General features: G+C 60.8%; 10 protein-coding genes. 4 read left to right on the forward strand and 6 right to left on the reverse strand.

The window, feature by feature from the left end; translation table 11 throughout:
* Positions 1 to 8: 8 nt before the first annotated feature.
* The 4 genes from L6D63_RS20870 to L6D63_RS20885 form a co-directional block, all read right to left on the reverse strand.
* A complete protein-coding gene (locus L6D63_RS20870; protein ID WP_131670026.1) occupies positions 9 to 1883 on the reverse strand; it encodes an MFS transporter in 1875 nt (624 codons plus the stop codon).
* 97 nt (positions 1884 to 1980) lie between these two features.
* Entirely contained in the window at positions 1981 to 3132 is a 1152-nt protein-coding gene (locus L6D63_RS20875) for a TDT family transporter (RefSeq protein WP_131670513.1), read from the reverse strand.
* Between the two features lie 105 nt (positions 3133 to 3237).
* The gene (locus tag L6D63_RS20880) at positions 3238 to 3549 is read right to left on the reverse strand and encodes a cupin domain-containing protein (RefSeq protein ID WP_047292904.1); all 312 of its coding nucleotides are present in this window, start codon (positions 3547 to 3549) and stop codon (positions 3238 to 3240) included.
* 51 nt (positions 3550 to 3600) lie between these two features.
* A complete protein-coding gene (locus L6D63_RS20885) occupies positions 3601 to 4788 on the reverse strand; it encodes an MFS transporter (RefSeq protein ID WP_131670025.1) in 1188 nt (395 codons plus the stop codon).
* 91 nt (positions 4789 to 4879) lie between these two features.
* Between L6D63_RS20885 and L6D63_RS20890 the strand changes: the two genes are divergently transcribed.
* Both L6D63_RS20890 and L6D63_RS20895 read left to right on the forward strand, forming a co-directional pair.
* Positions 4880 to 5422 (forward strand): TetR/AcrR family transcriptional regulator, encoded by a 543-nt coding sequence (locus tag L6D63_RS20890; protein WP_047292900.1) that lies wholly within the window; start codon positions 4880 to 4882, stop codon positions 5420 to 5422.
* A gap of 247 nt (positions 5423 to 5669) precedes the next feature.
* Positions 5670 to 9140, forward strand: coding sequence for a hybrid sensor histidine kinase/response regulator (locus L6D63_RS20895; RefSeq protein ID WP_095667130.1), 3471 nt, complete (start codon positions 5670 to 5672; stop codon positions 9138 to 9140).
* An 87-nt stretch (positions 9141 to 9227) separates the two neighbouring features.
* Here the strand turns inward: L6D63_RS20895 and L6D63_RS20900 are convergent, their stop codons facing one another.
* Complete coding sequence (locus L6D63_RS20900; protein ID WP_236170381.1) at positions 9228 to 10592, reverse strand: DNA recombination protein RmuC; 1365 nt, start codon at positions 10590 to 10592, stop codon at positions 9228 to 9230.
* Positions 10593 to 10767: 175 nt separating this feature from the next.
* Entirely contained in the window at positions 10768 to 11091 is a 324-nt protein-coding gene (locus L6D63_RS20905; protein ID WP_084234297.1) for an SEL1-like repeat protein, read from the reverse strand.
* 1010 nt (positions 11092 to 12101) lie between these two features.
* Here L6D63_RS20905 and L6D63_RS20910 point away from each other — a divergent pair.
* Together L6D63_RS20910 and L6D63_RS20915 are read left to right on the forward strand one after the other, a co-directional pair.
* A complete protein-coding gene (locus L6D63_RS20910; RefSeq protein ID WP_007962908.1) occupies positions 12102 to 12326 on the forward strand; it encodes a hypothetical protein in 225 nt (74 codons plus the stop codon).
* 274 nt (positions 12327 to 12600) lie between these two features.
* Positions 12601 to 12940 (forward strand): hypothetical protein (locus tag L6D63_RS20915; protein ID WP_236170380.1); only part of this gene is annotated, 340 nt, incomplete at its 3' end.

The following is a 12940-nucleotide window of genomic DNA, read 5'->3' on the forward strand; positions in this document are numbered from 1 at the left end:
ATCACCGATTACCTGACGGCCCCGCGCAACGCCCCCACCAACCCCTGCAATTTCGCCGGTTCCGCAGATTCCACCGCCACCGCCGAACCCGCCACCAACGTCACCCGCGACCACAACCGCTTGAACAGTCCCTTGTTCGGATCGCGACTGAAGAAACTCCCCCACAACCCCTGCAACGCCAGCGGAATCACCGGCACCGGGGTTTCTTCGAGAATCCGCGTCAGCCCGCCCTTGAACTCGTTGATCTCGCCGTCAGTGGTCAACTTGCCTTCCGGGAAGATGCACACCAGCTCACCGTCCTTCAGATACTGGGCGATCCGGGTGAAGGCCTTTTCGTAGATCTGGATGTCTTCGTTGCGTCCGGCGATCGGAATCGTCCCCGCCGTGCGGAAGATAAAGTTCAGTACCGGCAGGTTGTAGATCTTGTAGTACATGACAAAGCGAATCGGCCGACGCACCGCGCCGCCAATCAGCAAGGCATCGACGAACGACACATGGTTGCACACCAGCAACGCTGCACCCTCGTCCGGGATCGCCTCGAGGTTGCGGTGCTCGACGCGGTACATGGAATGGCTGAGCAGCCAGATCATGAAACGCATGCTGAACTCGGGGACGATCTTGAAGATGTAGGCGTTGACGCCGATGTTCAGCAGCGACACCACCAGGAACAATTGCGGAATCGACAGTTTGACCACACTCAGCAACACGATCGAAACGATCGCTGACACCACCATAAACAGGGCGTTGAGAATGTTGTTGGCGGCAATCACCCGCGCCCGCTCGTTCTCGGCGGTGCGCGACTGGATCAAGGCGTACAGCGGCACAATATAGAAGCCGCCAAAAATCCCGAGACCGAGAATATCGACCAGCACCGCCCAGGTATGCGCAAAGCCCAGCACTTCGATCCAACTGTGGCCGGTGACGCTTTCCGGGATTCCCCCGGAATGCCACCACAGCAACAGGCCAAACACGGTCAGGCCGAACGAACCGAACGGCACCAGACCGATCTCGACCTTGCGCCCGGAGAGCTTCTCGCACAGCATCGAACCCAACGCAATGCCTACCGAGAACACCGTGAGAATCAGCGTCACCACGGTTTCGTCGCCGTGCATCCATTCCTTGGCGTAGGCCGGGATCTGCGTCAGGTAAATCGCCCCGACAAACCAGAACCACGAGTTGCCGACAATCGAACGCGACACTGCAGGGGTCTGGCCCAGACCGAGTTTGAGGGTGGCCCAGGACTGGCTGAAGATGTTCCAGTTCAGGCGCATTTCCGGCGATGCCGCGGCAGCGCGTGGAATGCCGCGACTGGCGAGATAACCCAGCAGGGCAATGCCGACAATCGCCGTCGACACCAGTGGCGCGTAATGGGTCGAGGACATGATGATGCCGGCGCCGATGGTCCCGGCGAGAATCGCCAGAAACGTGCCCATCTCCACCAGCCCGTTGCCGCCAACCAGTTCATCCTCACGCAATGCCTGCGGCAGGATCGAATACTTCACCGGCCCGAACAGCGCCGAATGCGTGCCCATGGCGAACAGCGCGACCAGCATCAGCGACAGGTGATCGAAGAGGAAACCGACCGATCCTACGGCCATGATCGCGATTTCCGCGAGTTTGATCAGACGGATCAGCGCGTCCTTGGCGAATTTTTCCCCGAACTGCCCGGCCAGCGCCGAGAACAGGAAGAACGGCAGGATAAACAGCAGCGCACACAGGTTGACCCAGATCGAACGGTCACCCTCGATGGTCAGCCGATACAAAATGGCGAGAATCAGCGACTGCTTGAACACGTTGTCATTGAACGCGCCCAGCGACTGCGTGATGAAAAACGGCAGGAAGCGCCGGGTGCGAAGCAGGTTGAACTGTGAGGGGTGACTCATCTTCCGTGTTTCCCTGAGGTCGGTAGAGAATGGCCTGGATCTGCTTATTGGAATCTCGATCGGCGATCCAGGCCACACCTTACCTAAACTTTTCAGGTTATTTCTTCAAACCTGCAATACATGGCGAGACAAACAACTCCCCGCGCCACGCGCCTTGCACGGTGCGTTTACCGACGATCAGCCACATCACTGCCAGCAACGCTACCAGCACGCAGCCCAGCACACTGAAAAATCCGAGGTTCAGCGTGCTGGCAAGCTTGAGGGTCGCCAGCGAGTACACACCCAGCGGGAAGGTGAAGCCCCACCAGCCGAGGTTGAACGGGATGCCGTCACGCAGGTAACGCGCGGTGATCAGCAGTGCCATCAACATCCACCACAAGCCGAAGCCCCACAGGGTAATCCCGGCAATCAGCCCGAGGCCCGCAGCGATTTCACCGATGCCCGGCAGGCCGTTGGCGGCGAAGATCGCCGGTGCATCGCTACCCAGCAGCAACATGCCCAATGCACCGGTACCGATCGGGCCGAGGGCCAGCCAGCTCGAGGCGGCCATGTTTTCATGCGGCAGTTTATGCAAGGCCATGCGCAGCAACAGGATGGTCAGAATGCTGAACGCCACCGGCAGGGAGAATGCCCAAAGCACGTAGCTGGTGATCAGCACCACCAGTTGCGCGTGAGCATCGGCCAGATGCGGCGCGAGCAAACCGCCGCTGGCCGCCGCCACTTCCGCCGCCACCACCGGCAACAGCCAGACGGCGGTCATCTGGTCGATGCTGTGTTCCTGACGGGTAAACATCATGTACGGAATCAACACACCGCAGGCCAGCGACATCGCCACATCGAGCCACCACAGCACTTCGGCAAGATGAATCACCCCATCGCCCCAGCGTGGCAGACCAAACACCAGAAAACCGTTGATGATGGTCGCCAGGCCCATGGGGATGGTGCCGAAGAACATCGAAACAGTGGAATGGCCGAAGATCCGCCGCGCTTCATCGAAGAAGAGAACCCAGCGCGCGGCATAGGCAAAGGTAAACAGGGTGAACAACAGAATGTTGAACAGCCACAACCCTTCGGCCACCGCGTGCAACCCGGGGATCGCCACCGGCAGTTGCGCCAGCGCCAGGGCCAGCACGCCGGTGCCCATGGTTGCGGCGAACCAGTTCGGGGTGAATTGTCGGATCGCTTCACGCGGATGCTGAAGCTGGCTGAACGGCTTGATACCGGGTTTGGCGGTGCTGGGGCAAATCATCATGAACTCCTGTCCTCAGGTGAGGTTGAGTCCATGGTAGAACCGAATCGAATATCTATATAACGGGTAATTTCTCTATCTGTTATCTACTTTGCAGATAAGCGTCTAGACACTGCCTTCGCTTTCGATCACTAGAATCCGCGCCGCGCCCTGCGGATGTGCCACGTGCTCGGTGCCGACCGAAGCGTAGAAAATGTCGCCGACCTCCAGCAGCACCTGCTTTTCCTCGCCCTGTTGGCGATAGTGCATCTGCACCCGCCCATCGAGCACCACGAACACTTCCTCACCGTCGTTGATGTGCCATTTGTACGGCTGATCGGTCCAGTGCAGGCGCGTGGTGATGCCGTTCATGCTGGCGATGTCCAGCGCGCCCCAGGCACGCTCGGCGGTGAACGACTTGCTGCGGATAATCTTCATCTGTCGATCCGTGAAAAGAAGGCCGGACAAAGGTAACTGAAACCACCGCGTTTATGGAGTGCTGCAAGCCTTCACTGCTTGCGGGCGCAGGCTGAGCAACAGCGCGGTGACGGCCAGGACGATCAATCCGGCGCCGTAGCCGTCGGTGGTCGCCAGCAATCCATAGGCGCGGGTCAAATGCCCGGCCAACAAGGCCGGCAGGCAGAACGCCAGATAACTCAGCGCGTAGTACGCCGACATCAAACCGGCTCTTTCATGCGGCGAGGCCAACGGCACCAGGCTGCGCACCGCGCCGAGGAAACCCGAGCCAAAGCCGCAACCGGCAACCAGTGTGCCGAGGAAAAACAGCGCCAGACTGGCGCTGTGCACGCCAAGCAGAATCAGCAGCACACCAACGGGCAGCAGACTGGCGCCGATTTGCAGGGCTTTGCCGGCGGGACGATTGCGCAAAGTGAAAATCATCACGGCACCGGTCACGGTCAGCGCCGAGACGGTCGCACCGCCGATCAGGTTCGACGTCGAGCCCGTGGCGGTGCGCACCAGCGACGGCGCCAGCGAGGCAAAAAAGCCGCCGAGGGCCCAGGTTGCGGTGTTCAGCGGTAGCACACGCCATAAGGTCGAACGCGCCTGAACCGGCACATGCAGGGTTGGCCGCAACGAAGCCCAGGCCCCGGCTTGCGGGGTGACGCTTTCCGGCAGACGCCAGAGAAACACCGCCTGCAACACAAACAGCGCCAGCAACAACCCGTAAGTCAGTTGCAACGGCGCCGGGGCGAATTCGGCGAGCAGGCCACAGCCCATACTGCCCAGCGCCATGCCGAGCAACGGTGCGACGCTGTTGATCAACGGCCCTTGCTGGCGGTCGGTGTCGAGCAGTGTGGCGCTCAAAACAGCGGTGGCCATGCCGGTGGCAAAACCCTGCAGCACGCGGGCGCTGATCAGCCAGGCAACACTGTCGGCGCTGATGAACAGCAGCATCGCCAGCGCGTTGAGCAGCACGGCAGTGAAAATCACCGGCTTGCGCCCCAGGTGATCGGACAGCGATCCGACCGTCAACAGCGCCGCCAGCAGACTCAGCGCATACACGCCGAAAATCAGGGTCAGCACAGCTGCCGAGAAGTGCAGTTGATCCTGATACAGGTGATACAACGGCGTCGGCGCTGTGGAAGCGGCGAGGAAACTGAGTAAGGTGATCGCCAGGAAAATCAGGCTGCCACGGTTGGAAGAAAGGCTGGTCATGCGCACACTCCGCAAAAGCTAATTTTTTGCTTTTGCGGAGTGTGCGCTCGACTTTGCCTTAAAGCAAATTCTTTGTGTTAAGGTCTGGCGCATGGCTATTAAAGAAGGTTTACGCCCCGGTGGCCGCAGTGCCCGGGTGCAAGAGTCGATTCATTCGGCAGTCCGCGCACTTCTGCAAGAACAGGAGCGCAGCACCGTGACCGTCCCGCAAATCGCGGCGCGCGCCGGGGTCACGCCATCGACGATCTATCGGCGCTGGGGTGATCTGGCAGCATTGCTCGCCGACGTCGCCCTCGCCCGCATGCGCCCTGACAGCGAACCGGCGGTGACCGGTGACCTGCGCGGTGATATCCGCGCCTGGGCCGAGCAATATCTGGACGAAATGAGTTCGGAGCCGGGGCGCAACATGATGCGCGACGTGCAGGCCAGCGCCACGCCGGGGTACTGCGTGACGATCATTGGCGCGCAGTTGCAGACCATCATCGAGCGTCACCCTGACGAGCCGGCGCCGAGCGTTGATCATCTGATCAATCTGGTGGTGGCCCCGGTGGTGTTCCGGATTCTGTTTTCGGCGGCGGCGCTGGAGGTGGATGAGCTGCATCGGCTGATCGATATCGCACTGCGACAGGACTGACGCTTTCGCTGGCAAGCCAGCTCCCACAGGGTCTGTGATGTTCACAAAATATGTGCCCACTGGAGTTCCTTGTGGGAGCTGGCTTGCCAGCGATGGGGCCTGACCGGTCACCCGAGAAACCACCCGGTTTCAAACCTGCGACACCCCGCCACGCCACGACCTTGGTCGACACTGACTAACCGCCGCACTCATGCGAGACTGTCCGCCCGGGCAGGATTGCCGGGGAGTCTTTTGTCGGGAGTGTTGCATGTCGCTGTCCACCGGGCTGATCGCCGCCGTCGCCCTGGCCTATATGGCCATCATGTTCGCCATCGCCTTCTACGGCGACCGTCGCAGCACGCCGTTGCCGCCGCGGATGCGCGCGTGGGTGTACAGCCTGTCGCTGGCGGTTTATTGCACCAGTTGGACGTTCTTCGGCGCGGTCGGTCAGGCGGCGGAACAGCTGTGGTCATTCCTGCCGATCTACCTCGGACCGATCCTGTTGCTGCTGGGCGCGCCGTGGGTCCTGCAGAAAATGGTGATGATCAGTAAACAGGAGAACATCACCTCGATTGCCGACTTCATCGCCGCGCGCTACGGCAAATCGCAATCGCTGGCAGTGGTGGTCGCGCTGATCTGCCTGGTCGGCGTCCTCCCTTATATCGCCCTGCAACTCAAAGGCATCGTCCTCGGCGTGAACCTGTTGATCGGCGCCGGTGCCGACGCCATGGGCACCCGCGCCCAGGACACCGCGCTGATCGTGTCGCTGGTGCTGGCGCTGTTCACCATCGTCTTCGGTACGCGCAACCTCGACGCCACCGAGCACCACCGCGGCATGGTGCTGGCGATTGCCTTTGAATCACTGGTCAAGCTGTTCGCCTTTCTCGCCGTTGGCGCCTTCGTCACCTTTGGCCTGTATGACGGTTTCGACGACCTGTTCAATCAGGCCATGCTCGCGCCACGACTGGAGCAATACTGGAAAGAAACCATCAACTGGCCGTCGATGGTGGTGCAGACCGGTGTGGCGATGATGGCGATCATCTGCCTGCCACGACAGTTTCACGTCACGGTGGTGGAGAATATCGACCCGCAGGACCTGCGTCTGGCCAAGTGGGTGTTCCCGGCCTATCTGGCGCTGGCCGCGCTGTTCGTGGTGCCGATCGCCCTCGCCGGGCAGATGATGCTGCCGAGCCACGTACTGCCCGACTCCTTCGTGATCAGCCTGCCACTGGCCCAGGCCCATCCGGCCCTGGCGTTGCTGGCGTTCATCGGCGGTGCGTCAGCGGCCACCGGCATGGTGATTGTGGCCAGTGTGGCGCTGTCTACCATGGTTTCCAACGACATGCTCTTGCCGTGGTTGCTGCGCCGTAACAACGCCGAGCGCCCGTTCGAAGTGTTCCGCCAGTGGATGCTTTCGGTGCGCCGCGTGAGCATTGTGCTGATTCTGTTGCTGGCCTACGTCAGCTACCGTTTGCTCGGCTCCACCGCGAGCCTGGCGACCATCGGCCAGATCGCCTTCGCCGCCGTCACCCAACTGGCACCGGCGATGCTGGGCGCGCTGTACTGGAAACAGGCCAACCGCCGTGGGGTATTCGCCGGTCTGGCCGCCGGTACATTCCTCTGGTTTTACACGCTGATCCTGCCGATTGCCGCCCACAGCCTCGGCTGGTCGCTGAGCACGTTCCCCGGCCTTTCGTGGCTGCACAGTAACCCGCTGAACCTGCCGATCACCCCGTTGACCCAAGGTGTGGTGTTGTCGCTGGCGGGCAACTTCACGCTGTTTGCATGGGTCTCGGTGTTGTCGCGCACGCGGGTCTCGGAGCACTGGCAGGCCGGGCGCTTCATCGGCCAGGAAATCAGTGCTCGGCCGAGTGCGCGCTCGATGCTCGCGGTGCAGATTGATGATTTGCTGCAACTGGCGGCACGCTTTGTCGGTGAAGAACGCGCGCGACAGAGCTTCATTCGTTTCGCTTACCGCCAGGGCAAGGGCTTCAACCCGAACCAGAATGCTGACGGCGAATGGATCGCCCACACCGAACGCTTGTTGGCCGGCGTACTCGGCGCTTCTTCGACACGGGCGGTGGTAAAAGCCGCGATTGAAGGTCGGGAAATGCAGTTGGAGGACGTCGTCCGCATCGCTGACGAAGCTTCGGAAGTCCTGCAATTCAACCGCGCCTTGCTGCAAGGCGCGATCGAAAACATCACTCAAGGCATCAGCGTGGTCGACCAGTCGCTGAAACTGGTGGCGTGGAACCGGCGCTATCTGGAGCTGTTCAACTACCCGGACGGTTTGATCAGCGTCGGCCGGCCGATTGCCGACATCATTCGCTACAACGCCGAACGCGGCTTGTGCGGCCCCGGCGAGGCGGAAGTCCACGTTGCCCGGCGCCTGCACTGGATGCGTCAGGGCCGTGCGCATACCTCCGAACGCTTGTTCCCCAACGGCCGGGTGATCGAGCTGATCGGCAACCCGATGCCCGGCGGCGGCTTCGTCATGAGTTTCACCGACATCACTGCGTTCCGCGAGGCCGAGCAGGCGTTGACCGAGGCCAACGAAGGTTTGGAGCAACGGGTCAGCGAGCGCACCCAAGAGCTGTCGCAGCTCAACGTTGCACTGACTGAAGCCAAGGGCCATGCCGAGGCCGCGAATCAGTCGAAAACCCGTTTCCTCGCCGCCGTCAGCCATGACCTGATGCAGCCGCTAAACGCCGCGCGCCTGTTCTCTGCCGCCCTCTCCCACCAGGACGACGGCTTGAGCAGCGAGGCGCAGAAACTGGTGCAACACCTCGACAGTTCGCTGCGTTCGGCAGAAGACCTGATCAGCGACCTGCTGGATATTTCCCGCCTGGAGAACGGCAAGATCAACCCCGATCGCAAGCCGTTCGCGGTCAACGAGCTGTTCGACACCCTCGGCGCCGAATTCAAGGCGCTGGCACAGGAACAAGGGCTGACGTTCCGGGTGCGCGGCAGCCAGTTGCGCATCGACAGCGACATCAAGCTGCTGCGGCGGATCTTGCAGAACTTCCTGACCAACGCGTTCCGCTACGCCAAAGGGCCAGTGTTGCTGGGCGTGCGTCGACGCGGCAGTGAACTGTGTCTGGAGGTGTGGGATCGCGGACCGGGGATTCCGGAAGACAAGCAACAGGTGATTTTCGAGGAGTTCAAACGCCTCGACAGCCATCAGACCCGCGCCGAAAAAGGCCTCGGCCTGGGCCTGGCGATTGCCGACGGTTTGTGTCGCGTGCTCGGCCATACCTTGCGCGTACGTTCGTGGCCGGGACGCGGTAGCGTGTTCAGTGTCAGCGTGCCATTGGCCCGGGCGCAAGCGCTGCCGCAAAGCGCCGCGGTGGAGCTGAATGGCAAGTTGCTCAGCGGCGCGCAAGTGCTGTGCATCGACAACGAAGACAGCATTTTGATTGGCATGAACAGCCTGCTCACCCGCTGGGGCTGTCAGGTGTGGACGGCGCGCAATCGCGAAGAATGCGCGGCGTTGCTCAACGAGGGTGTGCGGCCGCAACTGGCATTGGTCGACTATCACCTCGACCACGGCGATACCGGAACCGAGCTGATGGCGTGGCTGCGCACCACGTTAGGCGAGCCAGTGCCGGGGGTGGTGATCAGCGCCGATGGCCGCCCGGAGACGGTGGCGCAGGTGCATGCGGCAGGGCTGGATTATCTGGCCAAACCGGTGAAACCGGCGGCATTGCGGGCGTTGTTGAGTCGGTATGTGCCGCTGTAAAAGCAAAAGATCGCAGCCTTCGGCAGCTCCTACATGGGATTTGCATTCATCCTGTAGGAGCTGCCGCAGGCTGCGATCTTTTGCTCTTTACTCTGGCAGTTCGACCAGCCCGTCGACATCGGTCATCGCCCGTTCCAGCAAGTCCGCCGGCAGACTCTTGCTGGCCCGCGCACCGAGCAGTTTGAGCTGCTCACTGCGGCTGACCAGGTTGCCGCGCCCTTCCGTGAGTTTGTTGCGCGCCGAGCTGTAAGCCTTGTCCAGCTGTTGCAGGCGATTGCCGACCTCGTCCAGATCCTGAATGAACAGCACGAATTTGTCGTACAGCCAGCCGGCACGCTCGGCGATTTCCCGGGCGTTCTGGCTCTGCCGCTCCTGCTTCCACAGGCTGTCGATCACCCGTAACGTCGCCAGCAACGTGGTCGGGCTGACGATCACGATGTTGCGGTCGAATGCCTCCTGGAACAACGTCGGCTCGGCTTGCAAAGCGGCGGAAAATGCCGCTTCGATCGGCACGAACAGCAACACGAAATCGAGGCTGTGCAGGCCTTCCAGACGCTTGTAATCCTTTCCGGCCAGGCCTTTGACGTGACTGCGCAGCGACAGCACGTGCTGCTTGATCGCGGCCTGGCCGAGGGTGTCGTCTTCAGCGGCGACATACTGCTGATACGCCGTGAGGCTGACCTTGGAGTCGACCACCACCTGTTTGTCGCCCGGGAGGTAAATGATCACGTCCGGCTGGAAGCGCTCGCCGTCCGGCCCCTTGAGGTTGACCTGGGTCTGGTACTCGCGCCCCTTCTCCAGACCGGCGTGCTCCAGCACCCGTTCAAGAATCAACTCACCCCAATTGCCTTGGGTTTTCTGGCCTTTGAGGGCGCGGGTCAGGTTGGTCGCTTCGTCACTCAGACGCAGGTTCAATTGCTGCAGACGCTCCAGCTCTTTGGCCAGCGAGAAGCGCTCGCGGGCTTCGGCCTGATAGCTCTCTTCCACGCGTTTTTCGAAGGACTGGATGCGCTCTTTCAGTGGATCGAGCAACTGGCCGAGACGCTGTTGACTGGTCTCGGCAAAGCGCTGTTCACGCTCATCGAAGATCTTTCCCGCCAGCTCGGCGAACTGCGCGCGCAACTCATCGCGCGAGCCTTGCAGGTCGTTGAGGCGTTGTTGATGGCTTTCCTGTTGCTCGCGCAGTTCGGCGTTCAGCGAAGCGGCCTGGGCGTCGAGGCGGCGCAATTCGGCCTCTTTGTTGGCGCGCTCGATGTTCCAGGCGTGGGACGCGTCACGGGCGTCATCGCGTTCGATCTGCAGCAACTCGACTTCGCGGCGCAGAGCCGCCAACTCCGCCTGCCTGGCGGCATTGGCCTGGCCGAGGTCGACGATTTCATCGCGGCTGGCTTCCAACTGCGCGTTAAGCCCGTCCTGCGCCAGTTGCGCCATGGCCAGGCGCTCTTCGAGCAAGGCGACCTCGGCTTGCCGGTCGCTGGCCCGCCGCTGCAGTTGCCAGGCCAGCGCCAGCAGCGGCAATCCCGCGCCCGCCAGACCGAGCAACACGCTGGTCAAGTCCATAGCCATAGCCACTCCTGCCGATCCGATAAAGCCTGAAGGTTAACCAAGGCGTGGGGTATTGGACAGCTCAGTCTTCGAGCAGACCGAGTTCCCGTTGTGCACGACGGTCGCCGGCGCGAGCGGCCTGGCGCAGCAGATCCTGGCCGATGCGCCGATCCCGGGCATTGCCACACTCGCGGCACATCAATTGGCCGAGGCGACTTTGCGCCGCGACTACGCCTTCGCGTGCCGGTTGCTTGAGCAGGCGCCCCGCCAGATGCTTGGCATTACGGCTATCGCCCAGCCGCGGGCTGTCGAGCAGCCATTCGGCCACACGCACGGAAAATCGCTTGGGAGAGGTAACACGAGGGTGTTCGGAGGTAACAGAGTCTGATACTGAGCGAAACTTCATAAAACACTGTGGGACAGATCGGAAGGCGCGCCACTCTACTCTCTTTTTCGTACAGGTAAAGTCGAAAAAAACCCGGCACGCCCGTGCTAGAGCAAGCGCTAGGGACAATCCACAGAAGCTGTGGATAACTCAGTGGACAACCGCTTCCGAACTCGCGCAAAGCCTTGTGGAATGGGGCTCGCAGTCAAACTGACGATTTTTTCACCAACAAAAAAAGACGATATTTTTCATTGACTTAAACTTTTGATGCAGGCAGCCATCGGGGTCAGGATTGATATGACAGTGAGGTTACCGTCTGCGCAACTAATGTGCACAAGTACCTGTTACCCGGTTATATCGATGCGCTTTTTCGGGTCGTTTTGCACCCTGAGCAGTGGATAAGCGGGTTGGCGATGGGCATGACTGCACGCTTTTGTGGCGACGGACGGCTCCTTCGCGAGCAGGCGCGCTCCCACATTCGGATCCCTGTCTCCTGCGGGAGCGAGCCTGCTCGCGAAAGGGCCAGCCCTGTCACCCACGATCCGCGCCACCGACCGAAATCTTTTTTGCCGCAGGGTTTGCATTGCCCAGGACGTTCCGTTACTATCCGCGGCGTTAGTACCAAGCTGAAAGTCAATTCCGGTCGAACACATCCCCACGGTCAACCTTCTTCCCAGAAGCCCTTCACCGAAAAAAGCGGGAACGACCCCTCGATGGTTTCCAGGTAAATCTTGCGCCAGCACAGCCTTTGAATGAATGCAAAGGGTGCTGCGAAGACCACTTACTCTGACCGAACCAACCTGCAAATTGATCAGGATCTTCACCCCGGGCCCAGAACCTCTGCCCTCGATGTGTTGCCTGTCCTCCTAAGTACCTACCTGCCAGCCCAAGCGCGCCAACTTAATAGCGCTTCAAACTGGCTGCTTTGTTCCAGTCGGGTTCTTTGTTCGACCAATGGTGGTCGACATTACTGGAACGTTTTAACGTTGCACGGTTCTTATCCGTGTCATTTGTAGGAACACCTAATAACTATGTCTACTCAAATCCAGACTCAGGATGCCATTCGCACCCTAACCAACGCTTTTGCCCCGATGAACTGCCTGATCATGGCCGCTCGCAAAGGCTGCTTCAGCTTCACCGTGGTCAATGAACACGGAATCGCCCGCCACAGCGAGCGTCTGTACCCCGATCAATACTCCAGCGCCGAGCCGCTGCAGGCCATTATTGATCGTACGCGTCAGGCGTTGATTGCCTGAGAGCCGAAAAGGCTGCAAAAGCAAAAACCCCGCACACAATGCGGGGTTTTTTATTGCCCGATGTTTCGCTTTTAGCCGCTGGTGCCTAAGCACCATCGGATATAACGCTTTTCGCTCGCTGCTGGAAATATTTTAAAAACAGGCCTTTACGTCGTGAATATGACACTACACTTCAACTCAAGCGGCTTGATCCGCTTCCGGCGAGCCTGAGTCGATCCACCGCTGCCAAGGCCCCTTCAGGTTTCGCCGCCCCATTACAAGAATCGAGGGCATTATGGGTATCGCTGCCAGCGAACTGTGTCGCTACGTGATCCGTCCCACATTGATTTATCTGGGACGTCACTGCGCAACCGCCGAATCCCTGCTGCTGGGGATCGCCGCCAGCCAGTCCGCCCTCGGCTCCGCCCTGCATGATCGGCGTGGCCATGGCCTCTACCGGATTGCCGAGCATCGCCACCAAGCCCTTTGGGATCACTACCTGGCTCTGGATCCGGAGCGCGCGAGCCTTGTTCGCGGTCTCGCCTGCCAGCATGCTTTTCTTAGCGGCCCGCACCTGGAATTGACCGTCAATCTGCGTTACGCCACCGCCATCGCCTGGCTGCTGGTAGAAGAAC

Source organism: Pseudomonas parakoreensis (genome assembly GCF_021602155.1).
GTDB lineage: Bacteria > Pseudomonadota > Gammaproteobacteria > Pseudomonadales > Pseudomonadaceae > Aquipseudomonas > Aquipseudomonas parakoreensis.

Coding starts and splice junctions, on each gene's coding strand:
- L6D63_RS20905 (WP_084234297.1), bottom strand. CDS start 11,091: ATGAAGTTTCGCTCAGTATCAGACTCTGTTACCTCCGAACACCCTCGT.
- L6D63_RS20880 (WP_047292904.1), bottom strand. CDS start 3,549: ATGAAGATTATCCGCAGCAAGTCGTTCACCGCCGAGCGTGCCTGGGGC.
- L6D63_RS20890 (WP_047292900.1), top strand. CDS start 4,880: ATGGCTATTAAAGAAGGTTTACGCCCCGGTGGCCGCAGTGCCCGGGTG.
- L6D63_RS20870 (WP_131670026.1), bottom strand. CDS start 1,883: ATGAGTCACCCCTCACAGTTCAACCTGCTTCGCACCCGGCGCTTCCTG.
- L6D63_RS20910 (WP_007962908.1), top strand. CDS start 12,102: ATGTCTACTCAAATCCAGACTCAGGATGCCATTCGCACCCTAACCAAC.
- L6D63_RS20875 (WP_131670513.1), bottom strand. CDS start 3,132: ATGATTTGCCCCAGCACCGCCAAACCCGGTATCAAGCCGTTCAGCCAG.
- L6D63_RS20885 (WP_131670025.1), bottom strand. CDS start 4,788: ATGACCAGCCTTTCTTCCAACCGTGGCAGCCTGATTTTCCTGGCGATC.
- L6D63_RS20895 (WP_095667130.1), top strand. CDS start 5,670: ATGTCGCTGTCCACCGGGCTGATCGCCGCCGTCGCCCTGGCCTATATG.